The organism is Mycetohabitans sp. B46 (genome assembly GCF_037389205.1).
Lineage (GTDB): Bacteria > Pseudomonadota > Gammaproteobacteria > Burkholderiales > Burkholderiaceae > Mycetohabitans.
Genome location: NZ_JADBGL010000003.1, coordinates 236,307 through 261,445 on the forward strand (window position 1 = coordinate 236,307; position 25,139 = coordinate 261,445).

At 62.9% G+C, this 25,139-nt stretch carries 24 protein-coding genes; 15 read left to right on the forward strand and 9 right to left on the reverse strand.

Annotated elements, in window-relative coordinates:
* Positions 1-61 precede the first annotated feature (61 nt).
* Positions 62-658, reverse strand: a complete 597-nt coding sequence (locus IHE30_RS05090; RefSeq protein ID WP_337689328.1) for a thiamine phosphate synthase — start codon at positions 656-658, stop codon at positions 62-64.
* Between the two features lie 120 nt (positions 659-778).
* Between IHE30_RS05090 and IHE30_RS05095 the strand changes: the two genes are divergently transcribed.
* From IHE30_RS05095 to ftsB, 4 genes are all read left to right on the forward strand, one after another.
* Positions 779-2,464, forward strand: coding sequence for a CTP synthase (locus IHE30_RS05095; protein ID WP_337689329.1), 1,686 nt, complete (start codon positions 779-781; stop codon positions 2,462-2,464).
* Between the two features lie 18 nt (positions 2,465-2,482).
* Positions 2,483-3,337: a 3-deoxy-8-phosphooctulonate synthase gene (kdsA, locus tag IHE30_RS05100; protein WP_337689330.1), complete on the forward strand. Its 855-nt coding sequence runs from the start codon at positions 2,483-2,485 to the stop codon at positions 3,335-3,337.
* 201 nt (positions 3,338-3,538) lie between these two features.
* On the forward strand, positions 3,539-4,822 hold the full coding sequence (eno, locus tag IHE30_RS05105; RefSeq protein ID WP_337689331.1) for a phosphopyruvate hydratase: 1,284 nt from the start codon (positions 3,539-3,541) through the stop codon (positions 4,820-4,822).
* A 129-nt stretch (positions 4,823-4,951) separates the two neighbouring features.
* Positions 4,952-5,410, forward strand: a complete 459-nt coding sequence (gene ftsB / locus IHE30_RS05110) for a cell division protein FtsB (protein WP_337689332.1) — start codon at positions 4,952-4,954, stop codon at positions 5,408-5,410.
* Between the two features lie 96 nt (positions 5,411-5,506).
* Here ftsB and IHE30_RS05115 read toward each other — a convergent pair whose 3' ends face one another.
* From IHE30_RS05115 to IHE30_RS05125, 3 genes are all read right to left on the reverse strand, one after another.
* Positions 5,507-5,905: a hypothetical protein gene (locus IHE30_RS05115; RefSeq protein ID WP_443193603.1), complete on the reverse strand. Its 399-nt coding sequence runs from the start codon at positions 5,903-5,905 to the stop codon at positions 5,507-5,509.
* A gap of 84 nt (positions 5,906-5,989) precedes the next feature.
* Positions 5,990-6,943 carry an Hsp33 family molecular chaperone HslO gene (gene hslO, locus IHE30_RS05120; RefSeq protein WP_337689334.1) on the reverse strand — a complete coding sequence of 318 codons (954 nt, stop codon included), beginning with the start codon at positions 6,941-6,943 and terminating at the stop codon, positions 5,990-5,992.
* A 71-nt stretch (positions 6,944-7,014) separates the two neighbouring features.
* On the reverse strand, positions 7,015-7,539 hold the full coding sequence (locus IHE30_RS05125) for a gamma carbonic anhydrase family protein (protein ID WP_337689335.1): 525 nt from the start codon (positions 7,537-7,539) through the stop codon (positions 7,015-7,017).
* A gap of 221 nt (positions 7,540-7,760) precedes the next feature.
* Between IHE30_RS05125 and IHE30_RS05130 the strand changes: the two genes are divergently transcribed.
* The 10 genes from IHE30_RS05130 (at position 7,761) to IHE30_RS05175 (ending at position 16,983) form a co-directional block, all read left to right on the forward strand.
* Positions 7,761-8,588: a ferritin-like domain-containing protein gene (locus IHE30_RS05130; RefSeq protein ID WP_337689336.1), complete on the forward strand. Its 828-nt coding sequence runs from the start codon at positions 7,761-7,763 to the stop codon at positions 8,586-8,588.
* 391 nt (positions 8,589-8,979) lie between these two features.
* Positions 8,980-9,864, forward strand: a complete 885-nt coding sequence (locus IHE30_RS05135; protein WP_337689337.1) for an alpha/beta fold hydrolase — start codon at positions 8,980-8,982, stop codon at positions 9,862-9,864.
* 88 nt (positions 9,865-9,952) lie between these two features.
* Positions 9,953-10,783, forward strand: a complete 831-nt coding sequence (locus IHE30_RS05140; RefSeq protein ID WP_337689338.1) for a 3',5'-nucleoside bisphosphate phosphatase — start codon at positions 9,953-9,955, stop codon at positions 10,781-10,783.
* A gap of 7 nt (positions 10,784-10,790) precedes the next feature.
* Positions 10,791-11,420 (forward strand): L-threonylcarbamoyladenylate synthase, encoded by a 630-nt coding sequence (locus tag IHE30_RS05145; RefSeq protein WP_337689339.1) that lies wholly within the window; start codon positions 10,791-10,793, stop codon positions 11,418-11,420.
* Positions 11,421-11,491: 71 nt separating this feature from the next.
* On the forward strand, positions 11,492-12,160 hold the full coding sequence (locus IHE30_RS05150; RefSeq protein ID WP_337689340.1) for a site-2 protease family protein: 669 nt from the start codon (positions 11,492-11,494) through the stop codon (positions 12,158-12,160).
* A 52-nt stretch (positions 12,161-12,212) separates the two neighbouring features.
* Entirely contained in the window at positions 12,213-13,415 is a 1,203-nt protein-coding gene (locus IHE30_RS05155; protein ID WP_337689341.1) for a tryptophan--tRNA ligase, read from the forward strand.
* Complete coding sequence (locus IHE30_RS05160) at positions 13,415-14,035, forward strand: class I SAM-dependent methyltransferase (protein WP_337689342.1); 621 nt, start codon at positions 13,415-13,417, stop codon at positions 14,033-14,035. The genes IHE30_RS05155 and IHE30_RS05160 overlap by 1 nt, the downstream gene beginning before the upstream one ends.
* Before the next feature lie 23 nt (positions 14,036-14,058).
* On the forward strand, positions 14,059-14,961 hold the full coding sequence (dapA, locus tag IHE30_RS05165; protein WP_337689343.1) for a 4-hydroxy-tetrahydrodipicolinate synthase: 903 nt from the start codon (positions 14,059-14,061) through the stop codon (positions 14,959-14,961).
* A gap of 65 nt (positions 14,962-15,026) precedes the next feature.
* Positions 15,027-16,169 (forward strand): outer membrane protein assembly factor BamC, encoded by a 1,143-nt coding sequence (gene bamC, locus IHE30_RS05170; protein ID WP_337689344.1) that lies wholly within the window; start codon positions 15,027-15,029, stop codon positions 16,167-16,169.
* A gap of 37 nt (positions 16,170-16,206) precedes the next feature.
* Positions 16,207-16,983: an MBL fold metallo-hydrolase gene (locus tag IHE30_RS05175; RefSeq protein ID WP_337689345.1), complete on the forward strand. Its 777-nt coding sequence runs from the start codon at positions 16,207-16,209 to the stop codon at positions 16,981-16,983.
* A gap of 87 nt (positions 16,984-17,070) precedes the next feature.
* Here IHE30_RS05175 and IHE30_RS05180 read toward each other — a convergent pair whose 3' ends face one another.
* Complete coding sequence (locus IHE30_RS05180; protein WP_337689346.1) at positions 17,071-17,331, reverse strand: hypothetical protein; 261 nt, start codon at positions 17,329-17,331, stop codon at positions 17,071-17,073.
* A gap of 231 nt (positions 17,332-17,562) precedes the next feature.
* Positions 17,563-18,825 carry a cupin domain-containing protein gene (locus IHE30_RS05185; protein WP_337689347.1) on the reverse strand — a complete coding sequence of 421 codons (1,263 nt, stop codon included), beginning with the start codon at positions 18,823-18,825 and terminating at the stop codon, positions 17,563-17,565.
* Between the two features lie 32 nt (positions 18,826-18,857).
* Here IHE30_RS05185 and IHE30_RS05190 point away from each other — a divergent pair, with 32 nt between their 5' ends.
* On the forward strand, positions 18,858-19,421 hold the full coding sequence (locus IHE30_RS05190; protein ID WP_337689348.1) for an FKBP-type peptidyl-prolyl cis-trans isomerase: 564 nt from the start codon (positions 18,858-18,860) through the stop codon (positions 19,419-19,421).
* A 349-nt stretch (positions 19,422-19,770) separates the two neighbouring features.
* On the opposite strand, the gene IHE30_RS05195 is transcribed toward IHE30_RS05190, so the two are convergent.
* The 3 genes from IHE30_RS05195 to mutS all read right to left on the reverse strand — a co-directional run bounded on the left by IHE30_RS05195 (position 19,771) and on the right by mutS (position 25,005).
* On the reverse strand, positions 19,771-20,580 hold the full coding sequence (locus IHE30_RS05195) for a Fic family protein (protein WP_443193600.1): 810 nt from the start codon (positions 20,578-20,580) through the stop codon (positions 19,771-19,773).
* A 281-nt stretch (positions 20,581-20,861) separates the two neighbouring features.
* Positions 20,862-22,331: a hypothetical protein gene (locus tag IHE30_RS05200; protein ID WP_337689349.1), complete on the reverse strand. Its 1,470-nt coding sequence runs from the start codon at positions 22,329-22,331 to the stop codon at positions 20,862-20,864.
* On the reverse strand, positions 22,285-25,005 hold the full coding sequence (mutS, locus tag IHE30_RS05205; RefSeq protein WP_337689350.1) for a DNA mismatch repair protein MutS: 2,721 nt from the start codon (positions 25,003-25,005) through the stop codon (positions 22,285-22,287). Before mutS ends, IHE30_RS05200 begins: the two co-directional genes overlap by 47 nt.
* Positions 25,006-25,139: the final 134 nt, after the last annotated feature.

Below are 25,139 nucleotides of genomic sequence, written 5' to 3' on the forward strand. Positions count from 1 at the left end.
ACGCGTGCCGATCTGCGTTGCCTGGGCCGCGTCGTTCGCCAAGGCTGTCACGGGCGGGCAATCAAGGCTTCCAAAAGCAGCGAATGCCTGCGATACCGTACGCTCCGTGTCGTTCGGCATCAGACAGCGCATCAGTTGAAAGGCCGCCTAGTGCGTAGACGGGTAGCGTGGCCCGCGAGGCCAGCGCGAGAAAGCCACGCCATCCCAGCGGCTCGGCGTCGGGATGGCTGGCAGTTCGCAGCACGGGCGAGAGCGTGACGAAATCCGCGCCAATGGACTGTGCCTTTTCGAGTTCCGCCATCGTGTGGCACGACGCAGCCACCAGTTTTGCTGCCGGGAGCGGACGTTCGTCGCATGCCATTAGGCTTTGACTGTCCAGGTGCAGCCCATCGACGTTGTGCTGTGCACTGCGCGGCGCGTGGGCGTTCAATAGCAAAAGGGCATCATGCTGCTGGCATAGGGCCATCGCTGTCTCGGCCAAACGCATGTAATGGAGGGCATTCAACTTCTTTGAGCGAAGCTGAACCAGTTCAATTCCCGAGTCCAGCGTCCGCTTCAACTGTTCGAGAAATAGCGCGGGAGGGCCGGCATCATAGGGATCCGGGGTGATGAGATATCGTTTGGGCAAGAGCATCTGGGCAAAAGCACCGAAGGCCATGGGCTGTTTAGGGTTTTTCTCGGGTTAGCAGAACCGGACTGGACACCAGAGCCTGGGGCGGGGCGCTTAGAGAAAGCCGGGCTTTCGAGTATAATCCGGCTTTCCCGCGAGCATCCAGCGATGACCAAATATGTATTCGTCACCGGCGGCGTAGTTTCCTCCTTGGGCAAGGGTATTGCCGCCGCCTCCCTCGCCGCGATCCTCGAGTCGCGCGGTCTCAAAGTCACTCTACTGAAGCTCGATCCCTACATTAACGTCGATCCCGGCACGATGAGCCCGTTCCAGCACGGTGAAGTGTTCGTGACCGAGGACGGTGCCGAGACGGATCTGGACTTGGGCCACTACGAGCGCTTCATCAGCACGAAGATGCGCCGTGCCAACAACTTCACGACGGGCCAGATCTACGAGTCGGTGATTCGCAAGGAGCGCCGCGGCGAGTACCTTGGCAAGACGGTCCAGGTTATTCCTCATATCACGAATGAGATCCAGGCGTTTATCGAGCGCGGCGCTGCGTCGGCGACATGCGGCGAACCGGATGTGGCGATCGTCGAGATCGGCGGCACGGTAGGCGACATCGAATCGCTGCCGTTCCTAGAAGCCGCCCGGCAGATGAGCTTGCGGCTCGGGCGCCACAGCGCGTGCTTCGTGCATCTGACGCTGGTGCCGTTCATCGCGGCGGCCGGCGAACTGAAAACCAAGCCGACGCAGCACAGCGTGCAGAAGTTGCGGGAAATCGGTATCTCGCCGCACGTGCTGCTGTGCCGCGCCGATCGCCGGATCCCGGATGACGAGCGCGCTAAGATTTCGATGTTCTCGAGCGTGCCGCAGGATGCGGTGATCTCCGTGTGGGATGTGGACAGCATTTACAAGATCCCGCAGATGTTGCACGACCAGGGCCTGGACGAGATCATCTGCGACGAGTTGAAGCTCGCGCCGAATCCGGCCGACCTGACGCTGTGGTCGGATCTGGTGTACCGGCTCGAGCACCCAGCGCACGAGGTCACGATCGGCATGGTCGGCAAGTATGTTGAACTTACCGAATCGTACAAATCGTTGATCGAGGCGCTGCGCCATGCGTCTTTGCATACGCTCACACGTGTGAACATCGAGTACATCGACTCGGAGCAGATCGAGACGGAGGGCGCCAACAGCCTCGCTCACCTGGACGCGATCTTGGTGCCGGGCGGTTTCGGCCAGCGTGGCACGGAAGGCAAGATCAAGGCGATCCGCTACGCGCGTGAAGCAAAGGTGCCGTACTTGGGAATCTGCCTGGGCATGCAACTGGCGGTGATTGAGTTCGCGCGCCATGTCGCGAACCTGCAGCAGGCCAACAGCACGGAGTTCGATCCGTCAACGCCCGATCCGGTCGTCGCGCTGATCACCGAATGGCATGACCGCGATGGCACCGTCGAGAAGCGCAGTGAATCGTCGGACCTAGGTGGCACGATGCGACTGGGCGCACAACGCTGTCCGGTCAAGCCGGGTACGCGCGCCGAGCAAATTTACGGCAACGATGTCAACGAGCGGCATCGGCATCGCTACGAGGTTAATAATCATTTCGTGCCGGTGCTCGAAGCGAGTGGGATGATCATCAGCGCGCACACGCCGACCGAGGACTTGCCGGAGATGATGGAGTTGCGCGAGGACCTGCATCCGTGGTTTGTTGGCTGCCAATTCCATCCCGAGTTCACCTCGACGCCGCGCGATGGCCATCCTCTGTTCAAAGCCTACGTGGAGGCCGCGCTCGCGCATCGCCAACAACGCGAGCATGGCGAGAAGGTGGCGGCCGCGCTGCGTGCCCATTAACGCGGGCCAGGAGCAAACATGAAACTATGCGATTTTGAGGTCGGCCTGGATAAGCCGTTCTTCCTGATTGCCGGTACCTGCGTGGTCGAGTCCGAGCAGATGGCGCTCGACACCGCTGGCCAGCTCAGCGAGATCTGCGGCGCACTGCGCATCCCGTTCATTTACAAGTCGTCGTACGATAAGGCTAATCGCAGTTCGGATAAGTCGTTTCGCGGACTTGGCATGGACGCGGGCCTGCGTATCCTTGGCGAGGTGCGTCGCCAGATCGGCGTGCCGGTGTTGACCGACGTGCACGCGCAGGAGGAGATCGACGCGGTGGCATCGGTCGTTGACGTGCTACAGACGCCGGCATTCCTGTGCCGGCAGACCGATTTCATTCACGCGTGTGCCCGTTCGGGCAAGCCCGTCAATATCAAGAAAGGGCAATTTCTGGCGCCGCACGACATGAAGAATGTGATTGACAAGGCGCGTTCGGCAGCCAGCGAAGCCGGACTGTCGGCGGACCGCTTCCTCGCTTGTGAGCGCGGCGCGTCGTTCGGCTACAACAATCTGGTCTCCGACATGCGTTCGCTCGCGATCATGCGCGAGACTGGCGCTCCGGTCGTGTTCGACGCGACCCATTCGGTGCAGTTGCCTGGCGGCCAAGGCACTCAGTCCGGCGGCCAGCGCGAGTTCGTGCCAGTGCTGGCGCGTGCCGCGGTCGCGGTCGGCGTGGCGGGATTGTTCATGGAGACGCATCCGAATCCCGCGCAGGCGAAATCCGACGGCCCGAACGCGGTTCCGTTGCAGCGGATGCGCGCATTGCTGGAAACGCTGGTGATGCTTGATCGCGCGGTGAAATCCACGCCGCTGCTCGAGAACGATTTCAACTGAGCCACGCGGAGTGGGACAGGTCGGTGGCGTCGCGAATGAACCTTGTCATGGCTCGGTGCGTCTGATCGGCAAGTTTGTCCTGCCGGATCGCGGCACGTGGCACGCCGGCGGTCGGCATCGGGCGGCGACGCCGACCGGCGCGGACCGCGGCCCGTTGACTCAGCGTAGTCGAAACCGATTCATCTATCCTTTGAGGACATCATGAGTGCTATCGTAGACATCATCGGGCGCGAGATTCTCGATTCGCGCGGCAATCCGACCGTCGAATGCGACGTATTGCTCGAATCGGGCACGATGGGTCGCGCAGCGGTGCCGTCCGGTGCATCGACGGGGTCGCGCGAGGCAATCGAGCTGCGCGACGGCGAAGCGGGCCGCTACAGCGGCAAGGGGGTGCTCAAGGCGGTTGAGCATGTGAACACCGAGATCTCCGAGGCGATCATGGGCCTGGACGCGTCCGAGCAGGCGTTCCTGGACAAGACGCTGCTGGAGCTGGACGGTACCGACAATAAGTCGCGGATCGGCGCGAACGCGATGCTCGCTGTATCGATGGCGGTCGCGAAGGCCGCCGCCGAGGAGGCCGGCTTGCCGCTGTACCGCTACTTTGGCGGCTCCGGCGCGATGCAATTGCCGGTGCCGATGATGAATATCGTGAATGGCGGGGCGCACGCGAATAATAGCCTGGACATTCAGGAATTCATGATCGTGCCGGTGAGCCACCCGACCTTCCGCGAGGCGCTGCGCTGCGGCGCCGAGGTGTTCCATGCGTTGAAGAAAATTCTGTCGGACCGCGGTATGAGCACTGCGGTCGGCGACGAAGGCGGCTTTGCGCCGAACTTTGGCAGCAACGACGAATGCCTGTCCACGATCCTTCAGGCGATCGAGAAGGCCGGGTATCGCGCCGGCGAAGACGTGCTGCTTGCGCTGGATTGTGCGGCTAGCGAGTTCTACCACGACGGTAAGTATCAACTGGCCGGCGAGGGTCTGCAGTTGTCGTCGTCCGAGTTCACCGACTATCTTGCGACGTTGGCCAACAAGTTCCCGATCGTGTCGATCGAGGACGGCATGCATGAAAGCGACTGGAGTGGCTGGAAGCTGCTGACTGATCGGCTCGGCAGGCAAGTCCAACTGGTCGGCGACGACCTGTTTGTGACCAATACGCGGATCCTGAAGGAAGGCATTGAGAAGGGCATCGCGAACTCGATCCTGATCAAGATCAACCAGATCGGCACACTGACCGAGACGTTTGCGGCGATCGAGATGGCCAAGCGGGCCAGCTATACCGCTGTTGTGTCGCACCGCTCTGGTGAAACTGAGGATTCGACGATTGCTGACATCGCCGTCGGTCTAAACGCTGGTCAGATCAAGACCGGCTCGCTGTCGCGCAGCGACCGGATCGCCAAGTACAATCAGCTGCTGCGCATCGAAGAGGATCTGGGCGACATCGCGAGCTATCCTGGACGTTCCGCGTTCTACAACCTGCGCTGATGCAACATGCTGGACCGCGTGGCGACGCGGCCGGCGGCCCGATAAGGGCCTTGTGACACGCGTGGCCGCCGCTCCCAGATCCGGGGCGGCGGCTTTGTGCAACCCACGCTTGCCCGGCGGCAGCTTGTTATGCGGCTCGTTACCGTTGTCTTGATCGGATTGATCGTGCTGATCCAGTTTCCGTTATGGTGGGGCCACGGCGGCTGGTTGCACGTGCACGAGCTGCAGCAGCAACTCGCGGCGCAACAGAAGAAAAACAATGATTTGAAGCTGCGCAATGAGCGGATTGCCGGTGAAGTGCAGGACTTGCAAGCCGGGACTGCTGCGGTTGAGGAGCGGGCGCGCTACGAGATGGGGATGATCAAGGACAGTGAAGTGTTTGTGCAGTTCGTGTCGCCGAATGCCTCGACGGTGTCCGCGACGGTTGGGCCGTCGATCATGTCCACGCGCGGCCAGGCGTCGGTTCAACCGATGCGCGTGGTGCCGAATCCCGAGCCGCGCATGAAGACGAAGGCCAGCCGGGCCGCGAAGGATACGGCTGCGCGACGTGCCGGCAGCGCAGGAGGACGGCATGGTCCCGGCCATTGATCTGGCGATGCTCGTAATCCGGCGGTAACGCTGGGCATCGCTTGCGCCAGCACTGGTGTGCACCGGCATGGGTCGCGGCGGGCCCGATCAGCAGCCTCACCAGCTCGGATCGTACCCTGGATAGCCCCATTCGCTGCCGACACCCCAGCCGGGTCCCCAACGTCCGCGGTAGTACCCGCCATACACCGGCGTGACCGCGTATGGATACCAGGACCACGCGCGTGCGCGTGCGTCGGCCTGCATGGCCGCGTCCTGCTCGCGCAACACTTGGCGACCGATTTCGTCATAACGCCGTTTTTCTGCTGGGGTCAACGGTGTCGGTGCGTTGCGGGGCGACTCCGGCAGCTGGCTCAGCACGGTATGCGAATTGGGCGGGTAACTGGCGGCGCAGCCGCCGAGCAGCAGCGCCGACGCGGCGGCGAGCGCGCCAAACGTCGCCACGGCGGTGCGAGCGCCAAACACCGTCACGGCAGCGTGAGGGGAATACTTGTTCATATCGATCTGCGTCGGCGGTGTCATGTTGTGCCCTCCATGTGCGATGGCTTGCGCCGGACGCTGTTCCTGCGCCGGCCCCGTCGTTCAATGCCGCTGTTGGCTCGGCGCGGCTGCGACGTTCAATGAGCGTTCATTGCCGTGGAAAAGTTGCGTGGCGTCAACCGCGTCGAATTCATAGCGCTGATTGCAGAACTCGCAATGCACTTCCACATGGCCTTGCTCGATCAGAATGCTGTCGATCTCGTCACGTCCGAGCATTTGCAGCATCCCGCCGACCTTTTCACGCGAGCAGGTGCAGGCGAAACGCGTCGGCGTGGGGTCGAAGCGGCTGACGTTTTCTTGCCAGAATAATCGCCGCATCAGCGTATCCGGGTCGGCCGCGAGCATCTCGTCGGCCTTCAGCGTTGAGCCGAGGTGGCAGACCCGGTCCCACGTGTCGGCGTCGGTCTGCACCGCGCGCGGCACGATCCCGCCGTCGCTGGGCAATTTCTGCAACAGCATCCCAACTGCGCGCCGTTCGTCGGCCGCCAGCCACAACCGTGTGTCGAGCTGTTCCGAGTGACGCATATAGTGCTCGAGCACCTGCGCGATGCTGTCCAGTGGGCCATCCTGCGCGTTGCTCAGCGGCACGATACCTTGGTACGGTTGCTGGCCGGGAAGCTTTTCGTGCGGATCCAGCGTGATGACGCAGCGCCCACGACCGGTCGCGTTGACCAACTCGGTCAGCGACGCAGTGTCGCGCAAGGTGTCACACTCGCTGCCTAGCTTGGCCGTCGCCCGCATCGACAAATCGGAGCGGCACTGCACGACTAGCATCTTGACCGGCCCGTCGCCTAAGATCTGCATAACTAGCGTGCCGTCGAACTTGATGTTGGCCGACAGCAGCGCAGCGGCGGCCATCATTTCGCCAAGCAATGTGCGCACCGGTGCCGGATAGGCACGACGCACGAGGATTGCCTGCCACGTCTTCTCCAGCGTGACGACTTTGCCGCGCACCGGCGCGGCCTCGAACATGAATTTTTGCAACTGGTCTGTCACGACTGACTTCCTCGACTACGACAAATAAATTGTGGCGCCGCGCGGCGCTGGGTTTGTTCCGGCGGTCCGGATCAGCCGATGCGCACCAGGTTTTCCTTAAACAGTTGGCGCCGCTCGATGTAACTGCGTGCGTTCCTTTGCAGACCCTGAAACTCGTCATCGCCGAGCGGGCGCACCACGCGCGCCGGCGCGCCGAGAATCAGCGAATTGTCCGGAAATGTCTTGCCCTCGGTGACCACCGCGCCGGCGCCCACTAGGCAATTGCGGCCAATCACCGCGCCATTCATCACCACGGCCTGAATGCCGATCAACGTGTTGTCATGGATCGTGCATCCGTGCAACATCGCCTGGTGCCCGATCGATACGTTCGTGCCGATGGTCAATGCAAAGCCCGGATCCGTATGCATCACTACACCGTCCTGCACGTTGCTGCCGGCGCCGATCATCAACGGCTCGTTGTCACCGCGCAGCACCGCCGAGAACCACACACTGGTGTTTTCGGCGAGCACGACCTGGCCGATCACCGTTGCGCTGTCGGCGACGAATGCGGATTCATGGATCGTTGGCGCAGCCTCGCCGAGCTTGTAGATCGCCACATTGCCTCCTTATCGAAGTCCGGCCTCGCCGGCCAGATAGTCCGTGACTAAATAGCCCTTGACCTGATAGTCCGTGACGCGCGAGCGCGCCGGTAAAATGCATGCCACGGGACATTGCCCAAAACGATATTGTACCGGCGCGTCAGCGGCTGCGTCCGGGCTGCGCGCGGCCCGCTACCGTGGCTGCCGTCCTAGCGCCGCCAGCATGAGGAAGCATCAACATGGTCGAGTCACTCGTTCAGTCGTGCTTGCGCCAGCGCGCGCTGGCGGCACTCCTGCTCACCGATCCGCGCTGCAAGGTCGATGCGGTGACCGCGCTCGGCGCGCATTGGCGCTCGGGCGGCGGCGTCATCGATGCGAATCGGGCGCTTGGCGAGCCGCCGGGCGTGCCAGGGCGCCCGGCGCGTCCGCGGCGCGTCGCGCCCGAGCGCCTGGAGCGGCGCAGCATGCATACGAAGCAGGGACGGGCGGCGCTGCTGCACGCGCTGGCGCATATCGAATTCAACGCGATCAATCTCGCACTCGACGCAATCTGGCGATTTCCGGCGTTGCCCAATGCGTTCTATCTCGATTGGCTGACCGTGGCCGAAGAGGAAGCGTATCACTTCACGCTGTTGTCCGATCATTTGGGCACGCTCGGGTATGCGTACGGGGACTTTCCGGCACACGATGGGCTGTGGGAGATGGCCGAGCGCACGCGTGCGGATGTGCTCGCGCGTATCGCATTGGTGCCGCGCACGCTGGAGGCACGTGGACTCGATGCGTCGCCGCCGATTCGCCGCAAGCTTGCGCAGGCCGGCGATCTGGCCGCCGCGCGCATCCTCGACGTGATTCTGCGCGATGAGATCGGGCATGTGCGAATTGGCAACCATTGGTTCCGCTGGTTATGCGAGCGCGCCGGCATCGCGCCGCTGCCCACCTACGCTCGGCTTGCGCGTGAGTATCGCGCGCCGCGGCTGAAGGGTCCGTTCAATGTTGATGCACGTCGCGCGGCGGGTTTTGATGACGCGGAGCTTGCCGCGCTGAACCATCCGGACACGCTTTTGTGACCCGAGCCGGCGCGATGACGCGAGCCGGCCTGAGCCGAGCTGAGGAGCTGAGGAGCTGACGAGCTGACGAGCTGACCTGAGCCGAACCGAACCGGGCCGGGCCGAACCGAACCGAACCAAACCAAACCAAACCAAACCAAACCAAACCAAACCAAACCAAACCAAACCAAACCAAACCAAACCAAACCAAACCAAACCAAACCAAACCAAACCAAACCAAACCAAACCAAACCAAACCGAGCCGAGCCGAGCCGAGCCGAGCCGAGCCGAGCCGGGCCGGGCCGGACCGGACCGGACCGGGACAGCACGATGCCACGTGAGTCAGCATTAGGATGCGTCGCAATGTGGACGCCGCTATAATCGAACGATCATTCGTTTTTGGGGCGGTCAGATGGATGCTTCAACCTCCGAGTTCGTCACGGTGCGCGGCGTGAATCTGCACGTGCGTTGCTGGGGCCCGGATGATGCGCCGGTGTTGTTCATGCTGCACGGCTGGATGGACGTATCGGCATCATTCCAGTTTGTCGTCGACGCGCTAGGCGGGAATTGGCGCGTGATTGCGCCCGACGCCCGGGGATTCGGATTGTCGGATTGGCCCGTGCAGCAGCGCGGCGGTGGACATTATGGGTTCCATGACTATCTGGCGGATCTCGATGCGTTGCTGGATCGGTACGCGCCTGAGCGGCCGGTGAACTTGGTCGGCCATAGCATGGGGGCGAATCTGGCTTGCCTGTACGCCGGCGTGCGACCGCATCGGGTGCGTCGTGTCGTGGACTTGGAGGGGTTCGGCCTACCGGCGTCCAATCCTGCCCATGCCGGCGCGCGTATCGAGCACTGGCTCGATGACTTGCGCCAGCCGCCCACGCTAAAGACCTATGCGTCATTAGACGAGGTAGCGGCACGGCTGACCAAGACCAACCCGCGCCTAGCGCCGTCGCGTGCCGCGTTCCTGGCGACACACTGGTCGCGTCAGCGCGCGGACGGGCGCTTCGAGCTGCTGGCGGATCCCGCGCACAAGCTGCGCGGACCGCTGCTGTATCACCTCGACGAGGTGATGGCGGTGTGGGCGCGCGTGCGCGCGAAGGTGTTGCATGTTGAGGCTGTCGATTCGCCGACATTGCACGCGCTGGCCGGCGATGTGCCGATTCCGGTGTTCAAGGCACGGTTTCGGGCGTTTATGCACTGGCGGCAGGAGACCATCGCGGACGCGGGCCATATGCTGCATCATGACCAGCCGGAGCAGGTGGCGGCGTTGATCGACGCGTTTTGCGCCTGATCCGTTACAGCGCTGCACCATGGTGCGCGGTGGCGCGGCCCGCTGCGCCGCGCTTGCAGTAGAATGGTCGGACCTGCCGTGAACGACCATGAATGCTGATCTCCATTGCCACTCGACCCTTTCAGACGGACGCCTGTCCCCCGCTGACGTTGCGTGCCGCGCGGCCGACGGCGGCGTGCAGTTGTGGGCGCTGACCGACCACGACGAGGTGCGGGGCCTCGCGCAGGCGCGTGCAGCCGCCGCGGCGCTGCAGATGCGCTATGTGACCGGCGTCGAGATTTCGGTGACGTGGGCGTCGCGTACCATTCACGTGGTGGGGCTGGGCATCGATGAAGGCCACCGTGCGTTGGTCGATGGACTGGCGGCGACGCGCAATGGCCGGCAGGCCAGGGCGGTCGAGATCGGCCGGCGGCTCGCCGAGGTCGGCATCGAGCATGCGTATGAAGGCGCGCTGCGCTATGTATCGAATCCGGACTTGATCTCGCGCACGCACTTTGCGCGCTTTCTCGTCGCCGCGGGCTATGCGGTGTCCACCGCCGACGTGTTTGCTCGCTACCTTGCAGAAAACAAGCCAGGGTATGTGCCACACCGCTGGGCCACGCTCGAGGATGCAATGGGATGGATTCTCGGTGCGGGCGGCGTGGCAGTGCTCGCGCATCCGGGACGCTACAAGTACACGCCGCTGGAATTGGACGCGTTGCTCTCGACATTCAAGCAACTCGGCGGCGAGGCGATCGAGGTGGTGACGGGCAGCCATACGCCGGACCAGTACCGCGAATATGCGCAAGTGGCGCGGCGCTTCGGCTTGCAGGCCTCGCGCGGCTCCGATTTCCATGCGCCCGGCGACGGCGCAACCGAGCTGGGTAGCTTGCCGCCGTTGCCGTCGGACCTGACGCCGGTGTGGACCCGTTGGCTCTGACTGATCCATGTCCCAATACTTCCGCATCCACCCGGACAACCCACAACCGAGGCTGATCCAACAGGCCGCGCAGATCATCGACAGTGGCGGCGTCGTCGCGTTGCCGACTGATTCGAGCTATGCGCTTGCCTGCCATCTCGACGACAAGGCCGCCGTCGAGCAGTTGCGACGTATCCGCGGCCTCGACGAGCGCCGGCATTTGTCGCTGCTGGTACGTGACCTGTCCGAATTGGCAACGTTCGCGATGGTAGACAACCGGCAATATCGGCTGATCAAGGTCGTCACGCCAGGCCCCTATGTGTTCATCCTGCAGGCGACCAAGGAAGTGCCGCGGCGCCTGTCGCATCCGTCGCGTAAGACCATCGGGCTGCGCGTGCCGGATCACGCGATCACCCTTGCGCTGCTCGAGGCGCTTGGACAGCCGGTCATCGCGTCAACGTTGAGCTTGCCCGGCGACGATGAACCGCTGAACGAGCCCGAAGCGATCCGCGCGCGGCTGGAAAAACAACTCGATCTCGTGATTGATGGGGGCGCGTGCGCGGCCGAGCCGTCAACCGTGATCGACTTGAGCGGGGATGCGCCAGTGCTCGTGCGGGCCGGCCGTGGCTCGTTGGAGCCCTTCGGGCTCGCGCCGTGAGTCCTGGCCGCGCAGTGTGCGGCACGTCGCATGCGCGCGGCTGGCCATCGGCGCCTTGTTACAATAGCGCGATGGACTCTCTCGTACAGACAATCTTGGTCAGCGCGTTGCCGCTGCTCTTCGCGATCACGTTGCATGAAGCGGCGCATGGCATCGTCGCCCGCCGCTTTGGCGACAATACGGCGTACCTCATGGGGCGTATTTCGCTCAATCCGATGCGTCACATCGATCCGATGGGCACGATCGTGATCCCGCTGATCATGTTGTTTGCGACCAGTGGTGCGTTTATCTTCGGCTATGCGAAACCGGTGCCGGTTGACTTCGGCCGCTTGCGTAATCCTCGCTGGGACAGCCTCTGGGTCGCGCTCGCGGGGCCCGCGTGCAACCTATTGCAAGCGCTCGTGTGGGCCTGCATTGCGATCGGACTGCGCAGCCTTGACGTCGAGGAGCCGTTTTTTGTGCGCATGGCGTCAGCCGGTGTCGCGGTGAACCTCGTGCTATGCGCGCTGAACCTGTTTCCGCTGCTGCCGCTCGATGGAGGCCGCGTGCTTGCCGCGCTATTGCCGGTGCGCGCCGCCTACCGCTTCGCGAAGATCGAGCCCTACGGCTTTTTCATCGTGATGGCACTGGTGATGACGCGCGCGCTCGATACATTGTGGCTGCGTCCGCTGGTGAACGTCGGCTACGACGTCGTGTTCGGCATATTGCGTCCGATCGTTTCTTTGTTCAGCCACGTCTAAGCGGGCATGGGCCAGGCTTAGACGATTTCCTCACATTCGACCTCTCGATACCATGTTCCCCGACCGTATCTTCTCCGGCATGCGTCCGACCGGCTCGCTGCACCTTGGCCATTACCATGGCGTGCTGAAGAACTGGATCAAGCTGCAATCCGAGTATCCGTGCTTTTTCAGCGTGGTCGATCTGCATGCGCTGACAACGCACTATGAAACACCGGATGTAATCGAGAACAACGTGTGGGAAGTGCTGATCGACTGGCTCGCGTCTGGCATTGACCCGGCGCAGGCCACGCTGTTCATACAGAGCCGCGTGCAGGAGCACGCGGAGTTGGCGCTGCTGCTGGGCATGAGCACGCCGCTTGGCTGGCTTGAGCGGGTGCCGACCTACAAGGAGCAGATCGAGAAGCTGCGCGACAAGGATCTGGGCACGTACGGCTTTCTCGGCTATCCGGTGCTGATGGCCGCGGACATCCTGCTGTATCGCGCGTCGCTAGTACCGGTAGGCGAGGATCAGGTGCCGCACGTGGAAATGACACGCGAGATCGCACGCCGCTTCAACTACTTGTATGGTCGTGAGCCGGGCTTCGAGGACAAGGCCAACGAGGCAGCGCGCAAACTCGGCGGTAAGCGCTCCAAGCTGTACCACGAGTTGCGCAGTGCTTATCAGCAGGAGGGCGACGAAGAGGCGCTGGAGCAGGCGCGCGCGCTGCTGCAGGAGTCGCAAAGCCTGTCGATGAGTGATCGTGAGCGGCTGTTCGGCTATCTCGAAGGTTCGCGCAAGATCATTCTGGTAGAGCCGCAGGTGTTGCTGACCGAAGCATCACGGATGCCGGGGCTCGATGGGCAGAAGATGTCCAAGTCGTACGGCAATACGATTGGGCTGCGAGAAGACAAGGTGTCGATCGAGAAAAAGGTCCGCACGATGCCGACCGACCCGGCGCGCGTGCGCCGCAGCGATCCGGGCGATCCGGACAAATGCCCAGTATGGCAGCTGCACCAGGTTTATACGGATCAGCCGACGCATGAATGGGTGCAGCGCGGTTGCCGCAGCGCCGGGATCGGCTGCCTGGAGTGCAAGCAGCCGGTGATCGAGGGCATTCTGCGTGAGCAGCAGCCGATGCTCGAGCGGGCACAGAAGTACATGGACGATCCGTCACTGCTGCGCGCGATCGTTGCGGATGGATGCGACAAGGCGCGCAAATTCGCTCATGAGACGATGCGCGACGTACGCGAGGCCATGGGGCTATCGTACAGCTGATGGCGATCGCCGTTGCCTCCGAGTGGGTCCGCCGATGGACCCATCTAGTGCCGCGCGATGGCACCGTGCTCGATGTGGCGTGCGGCAGCGGCCGGCATGTGCGCTGGTTTGCCCATCGCGGCCATCCGGTCGTCGCGCTGGATCGCGATGCGCAGGCGTTGGCCGCGCTGGCCGAATGGCCGACAGTGCGCCTCGTGCATGCCGACCTGGAGCCGGATGAGAATAGCGCAGCATGGCCCTTCGAGGCGCATCAGCGCTTCGCGGCTATCGTTGTCACGCAGTATCTGCACCGGCCGCTGTTCAATGACCTGACCCAGGCGCTGGCGTCGGGCGGCGTGCTGCTGTACGAAACGTTCGCACAGGGCCAAGAAACGCTGGGGCGGCCCTCGAATCCACGCTTCCTGTTACGCGCGGGCGAGCTGCTGGAGGTGGCGCGGCACGCCGCGTTGCGCGTCGTTGCGTTCGAGGACGGCTTGGTTGCCGGGCCTAAGCCCGCGTTCGTGCAGCGGCTGTGCGCCGTTCGAGAAAGCAGCGTTGACGTGCGCGGCCGTAAAATGGGGTTACATGACAGGCCAGCGAGGTACGATTTACCCGCCCAATCCGCTACAATCTTAGTTTAACGATTGATTTTTCAGACAGTTTCATGAGCCAAGCAATGCAAGCCACACCGATTGGCGGCAGCATCCCGGCGATTGTCACGCCGATGTTGGATGACGGGGCGTTGGACCTTCCGGCGCTGCGCGCGCTGATCGACTGGCATATCGAAGAAGGCAGCGATGCGCTGGTCGTGGCCGGCACGAGCGGCGAGTCGGCGACAGTATCGGTCGAGGAGCATGTGTTGCTGGTCAAGACGGCGGTCGAGCAAGCGGCGCGCCGCATCCCGATCATCGCCGGCGCGGGCGGCAACTCGACTGCCGAAGCGATCGAGCTGACCCGAGCGGCCAAGGAGGTCGGCGCTGACGCGTCGCTGCAGGTCGTGCCGTACTACAACAAGCCGACGCAGGAAGGGATGTACCGGCATTTCAGGGCGATCGCCGAGGCGGTTGACCTGCCGGTGTTCCTGTACAACGTGCCGGGCCGTACCGTCGCCGACATGAGCAACGAGACGATCCTGCGGCTCGCTCAGGTGCCGGGCATTGCGGGCGTGAAGGATGCGACCGGCGATATCGATCGTGCAGCGCATTTGATCAATGCAGCACCGGCCAATTTCTCGATTTTCAGCGGCGATGACCCGACCGCGATTGCATTGATGCTGCTGGGCGGACACGGCAATATCTCAGTCACGGCCAACGTGGTGCCGCGCGCGATGCGTGAGCTGTGCCGTGCCGCCATCGCCGGTGAGGCGAAGACCGCGCGGGCCATCCACTTGAAGCTGTTGTCGCTGCACAAGCACCTGTTCGCCGAGTCCAACCCGATCCCGGTTAAGTGGGCATTGCAGCAGATGGGCAGGATCCGCGGCGGCATCCGCTTGCCGCTGACGCCGCTGGCCGATCAACATCATGAAACGGTACGCACCGCGCTGCGCGACGCGGGGTTGACCGATTGACCGCGCCCTGCCGGGACGACTGCATGGCCGGGCCAGCAGGTACCATTCGCATCACGAAGGATTGCATGAAACGTTTCGATTTTTCCGCGCGCGGGTTGCGCGTGACGGTATGGGCGGTTGCTGCGTTGTCGCTGGCAGGTTGTGACACACTCAATGACGTGCTCGCTCCGGATCGCGTCGACTACCAGAACGCGACTTCCGCGCCGCGGCTCGAGGTGCCGGCGGATCTGAAGGCTGCGCCGCTGGACCAGCGTTATGTCGCTCCGTCCACGACCGCGGGCTTGGGCGGGCAGCCGACGCGGGCCACGACGCCGGCCGGCAATACGACCGAGGGCGTGCCTACCGCGCAGGATCCCTATGGGATGCACATGGAGCAGGATGGCACGCGCCGCTGGCTGGTGGTCAACGGGCGCACGCCGGACGAGTTGTGGCCGCAGCTCAAGGCGTTTTGGGCGCAGAGCGGCTTCGTGCTGAAGACGGATTCGCCGGCAACGGGAATCATCGAGACAGACTGGGCCGAGAACCGCGCGAAGATCCCGGGCGACTGGTTCCGCAATTCGGTGGGCAAGCTGTTGGACTTTGTGTACTCGTCGGGCACGCGCGATCGCTTCCGCATGCTGGTCGAGCGCAATGCGAACAGCCGCGCCACCGTGATCACAATATCGCACACCGCGAGGGAGGAAGTGCTAACCGGACGGGACAAGACGTCGTCGCGCTGGGTCGAGCGACCGCGTGATCCGAAGCTGGAAGCGGTGATCTATGCACAGCTGATGCAGAAGTTTGGGCTGACCGACAAGCAAGCCCAGCAGTTGATCGATGGCGCGCGGCATACCGGCCCGAAGGTGCAGGTGGCGATCGGCAGCACAGGCACATCAACGATCGACTTGGCCGAGTCGTTTGACCGCGCGTGGTTGCGCGTCGGCCTGGCGCTCGATCGCACGAACTTTGCCGTCGATAACCGCGATCGTGAACGCGGCCTCTATTACGTCCGTTTCAATGATCCTGTGCAGGAGATGAAGCGAGAGGGACTGCTTGGCAAGTTGATCTATGGCGGCAAGCCGAATGTCATCGGCAAGGCGTACCGGGTCAATGTCCGCCCGAAGGGCGACGGCGCCACGCAGGTTGCGGTGATCGACTCGAGTGGCCAACTCGATACGTCTAGCGATGCACAGCGGCTGGTGGCGGCCTTGCATCAGCAACTGAATTGAGCTTGTCCGGATTGCAACCTGCTGATCGGGTGATACCGTGCGTTTTGCGAGTTTAGGTAGCGGCAGCGACGGCAACTCGCTGCTTGTCGAGGCGCAAGACGGCACCACGACGACCCGCGTGCTGCTCGACTGCGGGTTTTCCGCGCGCGAACTTGAGCGGCGGCTCGCCCGCTTAGACGTCACGCTTGATACGTTGCGCGCGATCGTGATCACGCATGAGCACGCCGACCACATCGGCAGTGCGCTGGCCGTTGCCCGGCGGGCGTCGATTCCGCTCTACATGAGCTGGGGCACGGCGCTGGCGGTCGGCGCAGACGATGCGCGGGGTGTCGAATGGCGGGTATTGTGGGGCGGGGAGCCAGTTGGCATCGGCGACCTGGAATGGTTGCCGTACACTGTGCCGCATGACGCGCGTGAGCCGCTGCAGTTCGTGTTCGGCGATGGTCAGCATCGCGTTGGCGTGCTGACTGACGTGGGCACGTCGACGCCGCACATTATCCAGATGCTGGATGGTTGCGACGGCTTGGTACTGGAGTGTAATCACGACGTGCGCATGCTCGCGCAAAGCCGCTATCCACCCTCGCTGAAGGCCCGAGTCGGCGGCACGCACGGACACTTGAACAATGACGAGGCGGCAGCGATCCTGGCGGCGATTGATCGCTCGAAGCTACGCTGCATTGTCGCGGCCCACCTGTCGCAGCAGAACAATTTACCGGAGCTTGCGCGTGATGCACTGGCTACGGTCCTCGGTGCGTCCTCGGCCGATGTGATTGTCGCGACACAAGATGACGGATTCGGCTGGCAAGCACTTTGAGTGCGGTGCGTGTGCCGCTGCTGTGCGGCGAGCGGGGTCAAGATAAAAAAAACCGGCCCGCAGGCCGGTTTTTTATGCTGACGGCGATTACTGGCTTACGCCCGAAGCCGTGGCAGCAGCCGAAGCCGCGTCGCTCGCAGCAGCGGCAGCGCTCGAAGCCGCGTCGTTAGCTACAGCCGCAGCGCCCGAAGCGGCAGCTGCCGCGTCCGAAGCAGCCGAAGCAGCAGCCGGAGCCGATGCGGCAGCCGCGTCGCTCGCAGCAGTCGGAGCTGTGCTTTCGTCCTTCTTGCCGCAAGCCGCCAAAGCCATCACTGCCAACAGAGATGCTACGAGGAGGGATTTCTTCATGATCACGTCCTTTTATGGTTACAGGTAAGCAACAGCGCGAATAATACCGGTATTGTGTGCTTCAACACTCACCTATGGCCGCTGGTGGGTCGCATGCTCGTCGCATCCCTCTCACCTACGGCTTGGGCAGGAATTATAGGCACTTTCCTATCGACCGTCGATAAATCTGGGGCCGGTTCGTTGTCTTTTCCAGACAAACTTTCATATCGCGGGATACCGAACGCTAGCCGCCTAGAGCTCGCCAATCCGTATCCAGCCCGCACGATACCATTCGTACAACAGCTGTGTCATGGACGAATGGTGAGAGAGTGTTACAAATTTTTTCCCTGGAAGCATTCGCTGATCGGCTAACGTAGTGATGGTTTTACGCAAGCTTCGTACCAGCTTCGCTGATTCCCCGTTCAAGTAATAGCGTGTGTCGTCGTACAACAAAATCGTTTTCGGATCGAGTTCGATGCCATTTTCGACGATGCGCGAAACAAACGCATGACGTGACAGGGCGCGCGCAGGTGGGTCAAAAAAAACAGTCGTCTTCGGTTCACTCAAGTAGCTGCCGACAAATTCCGCGATGTCCGCACGCGACCAACGCATCCGCTCGACCAATTCCACGACGCGGTCGACCAATGGCGGGGGCAGTGCGGCCGGATGATCGCTCACGGGCGGCTGATCCGGATCCGCGTAGCGGCGCGATGCGCCACGAGCCTGCGCCGCGCGCTCAGCAGCATGATACAGGAATTGCTCGGACAGCTCGCCGTCAAGTGGCGCGCGAAAGCCGATTGAGCAGGTCATGCACTCGCCCAGCGCGATGCCATCATGCGCGATGTGCGGTGGCAGGTAAAGCATGTCACCCGGCTCAAGGATCCAGTCCTCGCTTGGCTCGAAATGCTGCAGCACTTTCAGCGGCAAGCCCGGACGCAGCGAAAGGTCCCGCTGCGCGCCGACACGCCAGCGGCGTCGGCCATGCAACTGAAGCAGAAACACGTCGTACGAGTCGAAATGCGGTCCTACGCCGCCGCCATCGGTCGCATACGAAATCATCACATCGTCCAGCCGCGCATCCGGCAGGAAGCGGAACCGGCTCATCAGCGCATGCGCGGCCGGCACGTGCAGGTTCACGCCCTGCACGAGCAGCGTCCATTGACGCTGACGCGTGGCCGGCAAGCGTTCGAATGGTCCGTGCTCGAGTTGCCAGCGCGCCTCGCCGCGCACCGCACGCTGCCGGATCACGCGTGACTCGACATCGTCACGTTGCGCGAGGTCAAATAGGCACTGCCGGGTGATCGGGGAATGGATATCGAGCAGCGCCTGTCGAATCAGCAATGGCTTTTTTTGCCAGTAGCGGCGCATGAACTGCGCCGGCGTCAGGCCACCCAGCAGTGGGGTCGGCACGTCGGGGCGGGGCGGGGTGACAAACGCGGGCGGGGTGGCCGGTGTACGCGTCGAAACGGCGCGCGACAACATCCGCGGCGCCAGTGGGGAGGGCCGCACAGGCATCGTATAATGGAGCTTGTATTCTGGAGAGTCGAATGAAAATCGCGAAGAACACCGTCGTTTCTGTCGCCTACAAGCTGTCGGATGCACAGGGCAACCTGATCGAGGAGAGCGACGAACCGATGGTCTATCTGCACGGCGGCTATGATGGCACGTTCCCGAAGATCGAGGAAGTGCTAGAAGGCCAAGAGGCGGGATTTTCGACGCAGATCCAGCTCGAGCCCGTCGACGCGTTCGGTGACTACGATCCTGAACTAGTCAAGATCGAGCCTCGAGACCGCTTTCCTGAGCCACTCGAAGTCGGCATGCAGTTCGAGGGGACGCCCGAAGGCGGGGATGACGAGGTCGATACGCTGATCTACACGGTGACCGATCTCGCCGAGGACAAGGTGGTGCTCGATGGCAATCATCCGTTGGCCGGCATGGCTTTGCGCTTTTCGCTGACGGTCAGGGACGTGCGCGAGGCCACGGCCGATGAGGTCGAGCACGAGCATGCGCATGGCGCCGATGGGCTTGAAGTCATCGACCTGGACGAGGATGACGGCCAGGACGTTGACGGCTCGTCTCCAGCGGCCGGCAAGCCGCCGACGCTGCATTGACCCGCGGTGCGCGGCAAACCCGGGCCTTCAGGTCTGAGCTTGACCCACAAGTTATGGACCTGAATTAAAAATGCGGAACATCTCGGTGATTTCGTGCAGGACGAGGAAGCCGCGCCAGATGAGTGGGGCACCGGGTGGTTCGATGCACGCGGCAATACAGCGCTTGCCAAGGAGAAACTCATCCTGCATTAACCGCTTCTTTTCTAGCCGCCCCACTATCTGTCAGTTCAAGCTCCGGCTAATATACCGTACTGATGCCACGCAGCCACAGCTCCTTGACCAATCAATCGGTCCTGGTGCTGCAACGTCAAGTATGCACGCTCCATGCGCCCCTAGGCCGAACTGTTGTTCATGCAGAACGTATCGATGTTCCGGATGACGGTGGCTCATCGTCGGGCCGGTGAGCCTCGCGCAGACCGAGCAAGTCCAGGTATACGTCGAGAGCACGCTGAACCGACGCAGCGACCAGCTGTGTCATGCTGCTGTAATCGCCTGTCACGCACGCCTCATCCAATGAGTCGTAGTAAGCGAGGCGATCTTCTTTGCGGATAACGGCAGGTGGATAGCCAAACTTCATCAACTCAAAGTTGAGCAGCAGTCGGCCCGTTCTGCCGTTACCGTCCACAAACGGGTGGATTTTTACAAACCGTGTATGCAGCTCGGCTGCACGCGTGACAGGGTGCACCTTCTGCGCTTGTGCGTGCCAGTCAATGAGCGCAGCCATTTCGGCCGGCAGATGCAAGAAGTCCGGCGGCGTCGTACTAGCGCCCGCGATCACCACGTTCTCATGACGATACTGGCCGGCCTTTTTGTCATCGATCCCTTTCAACACTAGACTGTGAAGGTTGCGAATCTGCCATTCGGACAGCGTCTCGTTCTTCGCGATGATCTCTTCGACGTAGAGAATAGCGTCGCGATGGTTTGTGGCCTCAAAGTGCTCGCGCAGCGACTTGCCTCCCACCGTAATGCCTTCCAGCACCACCTTCGTCTCGCGCAATGTTAGCGTGTTGCCTTCGATTGCGTTCGAGTGGTACGTCCATTCCAGCATCAGCTTTTCGCGCAGTGATGCGACCGTATGCGGCGGCAGTGGGCGCGCCGCATCAAGCTTCGCCTTGTCGGCGTCAACAGCTTCCAGCATAGGCTGTAAAGACGAATCCATCCCTTTCTCTCATCACGATTTTTAATCTACCACGCCTGCATGCAAAATCTTGTTATCGATCGCATCACGGCGAGCTTGCGCCCAATCAACACTTAGTTCGCTGCGTGGCAGAAGCCATTTTAGGTTACCCGATCTAACTGAAAAAGCTACAAAAAGGTCGATGCCAGCGCAGCCAATGGCGACTTTTCCTTGGCGGAAGACGCCCGCTTAAAGCGCCTTGCCCTGTCCCGCGGCCTTAACGCCGTTGTGGGTAAAGCTCAGAACTTTAGGCGGGGAGGATGTCAAGGCTCGGTGTGGAGCCGGGCAGCGGGCATATCGCCCGATATGTCGTCATTCGATAGGCCGGCTGGCGCCGCACTGGAGGTTGGCACGGCCGGATCACGCGGAGCCGGTGCGCGCTGGGTAGGGGCCGGCCGACGCTCGGTGGGTTGTGTCGTGGCTCCGCCTGGCATCCATAGCCCGTTAGCTGGCGTTGTGGTTCCGCCCGGCAGCCACAGTCCGTTGGCCGGCGTCGCGTCCGGCCCTCGCTCGGATGCGGCGGTCACAGCGCCCGGCGGCTGCGCTGCCGCGGTGGCGCCAACGTCGCCGGGTGACGATGCCGTGCCCGGCGGGCCAGACGCGGACGGTATGGCCGCGAACCGAGCTGCATTGGGCCATGCACGTTCGCTGACGTGGAACACCGGCCAATGTGCCGGTTCGGCCCGGATATCGAGCCACTGTGGATCAGAGCCGGCTCGCGCGATCGCGATTCGGGTGAAGTTTTTGACACGCTCGCCGTGGTTATCGTGCAATGGTTGGTCGATTCGCACGCGCGGCAGCGTGTCATGGCTCGCGCCGTGGATCAGTATGACCGTGCCGCTGAAGCTGCGCGACAGCTCGACCAGCGTCCGTTTGAACTCGATGTACCCATCGCGCGGCAGGCTGCGACCCCATCTTAGCCAAGTCAAGTGCCCACGTTGCTCATAGCGCTCAAAGTGGGGATCGGCGTCGATTAATATGCTGATCGCCTTGAGCTTGCGGCGCTTGGCATATTCCCCAGCGTGCCGTAGCCAGAACGCATTGGCGACTGCCCGATCCTCGAACTCGCCGTTGCGTCCGCCGGCATTCGAATAATGATTGTTGCCGTCCGGCACGTTCAGTGTCACGAAGGCGATACCACCGGTTTCCCAGCGCAGGTTCTCGTGATATTGTCGGAAGCGCGGCAGGTCGCTTTGCCGCACAATGGGCATCGCCCTGCTGCCGAGCGAGTACGGCTGGTCGAAGAACGTTTGACGCACGAAGTCGAGTCGCTCGACCGGATCAAAGCCCCCGGCAGGCCTGCTATCGCAGTCCTCCCAGTCGTGGCGGCCCGGTATGACGACGAGGGGCACCGCGGACGTATCGAGCAGCGTGCGGCGCGCGGTGAACAGCGCATCGACGCACGGCTCATCCGGCCGGCGCAGCGCGCCGTCCCATACCGCGAATTGCAGCTTCGGGGTGCGCCGTAGCCTGTCGAGTAGCGCCCGTGTGGCCGTGTCGCTCGACAGCGACAGCGGCAGACCCGCGATCACAGCAAAGCGCACGCTGTCGATCACGGGCGCACCGGGCGCCGCCTGTGCGCCCAGTCCACACACAGCAAGCAGCGCGACTAGCGCGAATGCAAGCGTGCACGTCACCGCCGTGCAGCGCTTTCGCGCGTAATGGGATGGCAGGCGCGGTGACCGCTCAGCGGGACTCACGATCCCCGCGCTCGACGAGATCGTGCAACTCATACAGCAATTCGAGTGCATCACGTGGGCGCAGCGCATCTGGGTTGATGTCGCGCAACCGCTCGACTGCAGCGTGGGGGGCGGTAGGCTGTGCCTGCGGCGTGGCGAGGTCCGTCTCGCCTGCCGGTGGCTCGCAGTGCGGCTCGGCCGCTTCATCAACCGCGAGCGACGCTGAGGTAAACAAATCGAGCTGCGGCGCCGGCTGGCCAGCCGTTTGCTGCTCGAGTAGCGATAGGTGACGGCGGGCTGCGCGAATCACCGATTGCGGGACGCCGGCCAGTTGTGCGACCTGTAATCCGTAACTTTGGTTCGCCGGACCTTCGTTGACCGCGTGCAGAAACACGATCCCATGGTCATGCTCGACCGCGGACAGGTGCACGTTGGCCGCCGTCGGGCATTGCGCCGGCAACTGCGTAAGCTCGAAGTAGTGCGTGGCGAAAAGCGTATAGCTCTGGTTGTGCGAGATTAAGTGGCGCGCGATGGCCCATGCGAGCGCGAGCCCATCGAAGGTCGAGGTACCGCGACCGATTTCGTCCATCAACACAAGGCTGTGTGGCGTCGCATCGTTCAGAATCGCGGCGGCTTCGGTCATCTCGACCATGAACGTCGAACGGCCGCCCGCGAGGTCGTCGGCGGCGCCGATTCGCGTGAAAATCCGGTCCACGGGACCGAAACAGGCTCGCTTTGCTGGCACATAGCTGCCGATGTATGCCATCAGCGTAATCAGCGCCGTTTGCCGCATGAACGTCGACTTGCCGCCCATATTTGGTCCGGTGATCAATAGCAGCTTGCGTTCCGCGCCGAGCCGGCAATCGTTCGCGATGAACTGCTCGACCTGGGCCTGGACGACCGGATGCCGTCCTTGCTCGATCTCAATACCCGCCTGTTCGTCGAACGATGGCGCGACCCAGTCCAGTGCACGGGCCCGGTCGGCGAGCGAGGCAAGCACGTCAAGCTCGGCCAGCGCGCACGCCACGCGCTGACAATCGCCGATGTGGGGTAACAACGCTTGCAACAATGCGTCGTACAACGCGCGTTCGCGCGCGAGCGCGCGCTCTTGCGCCGATAGGGCTTTGTCTTCGAACGCCTTAAGCTCCGGCGTGATATAGCGCTCCGCGTTCTTCAAGGTCTGGCGCCGCCGGTAGTCGTCCGGCACCTTGTCGATCTGCCCGCGCGTGACCTCGATATAGAAGCCATGGACCTTGTTGTATTCGACACGTAGATTCGCGATGCCGGTGCGGGCGCGTTCGCGGCTTTCTAGATCGACGAGGAACTGTCCGCAGTTCTCCGAGATGTCACGCAACTCGTCCAATTCCGCATCGTAGCCGCGGGCAATGACGCCGCCGTCGCGCACCATCGCGGCAGGCTCGGCCGCGATCGCCCGCTGCAGCAGGTCGGTGCAGTCAGGCGGTGCGTGCAGCGATGCATTGAGCTGCTGCAACGACGCCGAGTGCGCGATGAGCGGCGCGACCTGCTCGCGCAATTCAGGCAGCTTGCCGAACGTGTCGCGCAGGCTGGCCAAATCGCGAGGCCGTGCACTGAGCAAGGCGAGTCGGCCCGTGATGCGCTCGACGTCGGCGATCTGCCGCAACGCGTGGCGAAGCGCGTCCAGGTCGTTGCCTGGCGCAGCGTCGAGCAACGCGCCAATCGCTTGCTGGCGGGCACGCGCGACAGCCGGATTGCGCGGCGCATGATGCAGCCAGTGGCGCAGCAGGCGGCTGCCCATCGACGTGCAGCATGCGTCTAGCAGCGAGAACAGTGTCGGGGAATCTGTGCCGCGCAGCGTTTCGGTCAACTCGAGGTTACGCCGCGTGGCCGGATCGAGCCCGATGTACTCGGATTCGTGCTCGACCTTCAGCGAGCGGATGTGCCGCAACTGCTGTCCCTGTGTCTGTGCCGCGTATAGCAGTAACGCGCCGGCCGCGCCGCATGCGGCGCCCAGCGTTTGCGCGCCGAAGCCGTCGAGACTGGCGACCGCCAACTGTTCACATAGACGTTGCACGCCGGAGCCGGGATCGAAGTGCCATCCAGGAACGCGTGTCAGCGTGCCGACGCTTGCGGGCAGCACGAGTGCTTGCGCGGCGCTGTCGCTCACCAGCGTCTCGGCCGGCCGGATGCGCTCGATCGCAGCCGCCACTTGGTCTGCGCCGACTTCGGTCAGCCGTAGCGCGCCACTTGCCAGATTCAACCACGCGAGCCCAACCCCGGTTAACGTGCCGCGACGGTTGTGCGCGGGCGCCAGGGCGAGCAGGTACGCGTCACTTTTATCGGCGAGCAGCGCCGCGTCGGTCAGCGTGCCGGGTGTGACGATGCGTACGACCTTGCGCTCAACCGGGCCCTTGGAGGTGGCCGGATCGCCAATCTGCTCGCAGATAGCCACGGATTCGCCGAGCTTTACGAGCTTGGCCAGGTACTGCTCGAGCGAGTGGTGCGGCACCCCGGCCATCTTGATCGGATTGCCTGCCGACGCGCCGCGCTGCGTGAGCGTCAAATCGAGCAGTCGTGCCGCTTTTTCCGCGTCCTCATAGAACAACTCATAGAAGTCGCCCATGCGGTACAGTACGAGCGTGCCGGGGTGCTCGGCCTTGATGCTGAGGTACTGGCGCATCATTGGCGTGTGGCTGCCGATTTCCGCGAGGGCAACCGGTTTCGGCGTTTGGCCTTTGCTCAAGTCCATGTTGGATTGGCTCCCGGGCGATTCGGGGTGGTTCCGCGTGTGTTCACCAACGGGCACGTTTTCCATCAGTCATGCAAGCAGTCTGTCAAATTTTAGAATATCGACCGTGCGGCGGTTCCCTGCCGTGTCGATGC

Bases quoted from the DNA above. Each gene is read 5' to 3' on its own strand.
- IHE30_RS05130 (WP_337689336.1), top strand. From the start codon at position 7,761: ATGGTCGAGTCACTCGTTCAGTCGTGCTTGCGCCAGCGCGCGCTGGCG.
- kdsA (WP_337689330.1), top strand. From the start codon at position 2,483: ATGAAACTATGCGATTTTGAGGTCGGCCTGGATAAGCCGTTCTTCCTG.
- IHE30_RS05185 (WP_337689347.1), bottom strand. From the start codon at position 18,825: ATGCCTGTGCGGCCCTCCCCACTGGCGCCGCGGATGTTGTCGCGCGCC.
- IHE30_RS05180 (WP_337689346.1), bottom strand. From the start codon at position 17,331: ATGAAGAAATCCCTCCTCGTAGCATCTCTGTTGGCAGTGATGGCTTTG.
- ftsB (WP_337689332.1), top strand. From the start codon at position 4,952: ATGCGGCTCGTTACCGTTGTCTTGATCGGATTGATCGTGCTGATCCAG.
- bamC (WP_337689344.1), top strand. From the start codon at position 15,027: ATGAAACGTTTCGATTTTTCCGCGCGCGGGTTGCGCGTGACGGTATGG.
- dapA (WP_337689343.1), top strand. From the start codon at position 14,059: ATGAGCCAAGCAATGCAAGCCACACCGATTGGCGGCAGCATCCCGGCG.
- IHE30_RS05155 (WP_337689341.1), top strand. From the start codon at position 12,213: ATGTTCCCCGACCGTATCTTCTCCGGCATGCGTCCGACCGGCTCGCTG.
- IHE30_RS05200 (WP_337689349.1), bottom strand. From the start codon at position 22,331: ATGAGTTGCACGATCTCGTCGAGCGCGGGGATCGTGAGTCCCGCTGAG.
- IHE30_RS05115 (WP_443193603.1), bottom strand. From the start codon at position 5,905: ATGAACAAGTATTCCCCTCACGCTGCCGTGACGGTGTTTGGCGCTCGC.
- eno (WP_337689331.1), top strand. From the start codon at position 3,539: ATGAGTGCTATCGTAGACATCATCGGGCGCGAGATTCTCGATTCGCGC.
- IHE30_RS05090 (WP_337689328.1), bottom strand. From the start codon at position 658: ATGGCCTTCGGTGCTTTTGCCCAGATGCTCTTGCCCAAACGATATCTC.
- IHE30_RS05095 (WP_337689329.1), top strand. From the start codon at position 779: ATGACCAAATATGTATTCGTCACCGGCGGCGTAGTTTCCTCCTTGGGC.
- IHE30_RS05135 (WP_337689337.1), top strand. From the start codon at position 8,980: ATGGATGCTTCAACCTCCGAGTTCGTCACGGTGCGCGGCGTGAATCTG.
- IHE30_RS05190 (WP_337689348.1), top strand. From the start codon at position 18,858: ATGAAAATCGCGAAGAACACCGTCGTTTCTGTCGCCTACAAGCTGTCG.
- mutS (WP_337689350.1), bottom strand. From the start codon at position 25,005: ATGGACTTGAGCAAAGGCCAAACGCCGAAACCGGTTGCCCTCGCGGAA.
- IHE30_RS05145 (WP_337689339.1), top strand. From the start codon at position 10,791: ATGTCCCAATACTTCCGCATCCACCCGGACAACCCACAACCGAGGCTG.
- IHE30_RS05140 (WP_337689338.1), top strand. From the start codon at position 9,953: ATGAATGCTGATCTCCATTGCCACTCGACCCTTTCAGACGGACGCCTG.
- IHE30_RS05160 (WP_337689342.1), top strand. From the start codon at position 13,415: ATGGCGATCGCCGTTGCCTCCGAGTGGGTCCGCCGATGGACCCATCTA.
- IHE30_RS05150 (WP_337689340.1), top strand. From the start codon at position 11,492: ATGGACTCTCTCGTACAGACAATCTTGGTCAGCGCGTTGCCGCTGCTC.
- IHE30_RS05195 (WP_443193600.1), bottom strand. From the start codon at position 20,580: ATGGATTCGTCTTTACAGCCTATGCTGGAAGCTGTTGACGCCGACAAG.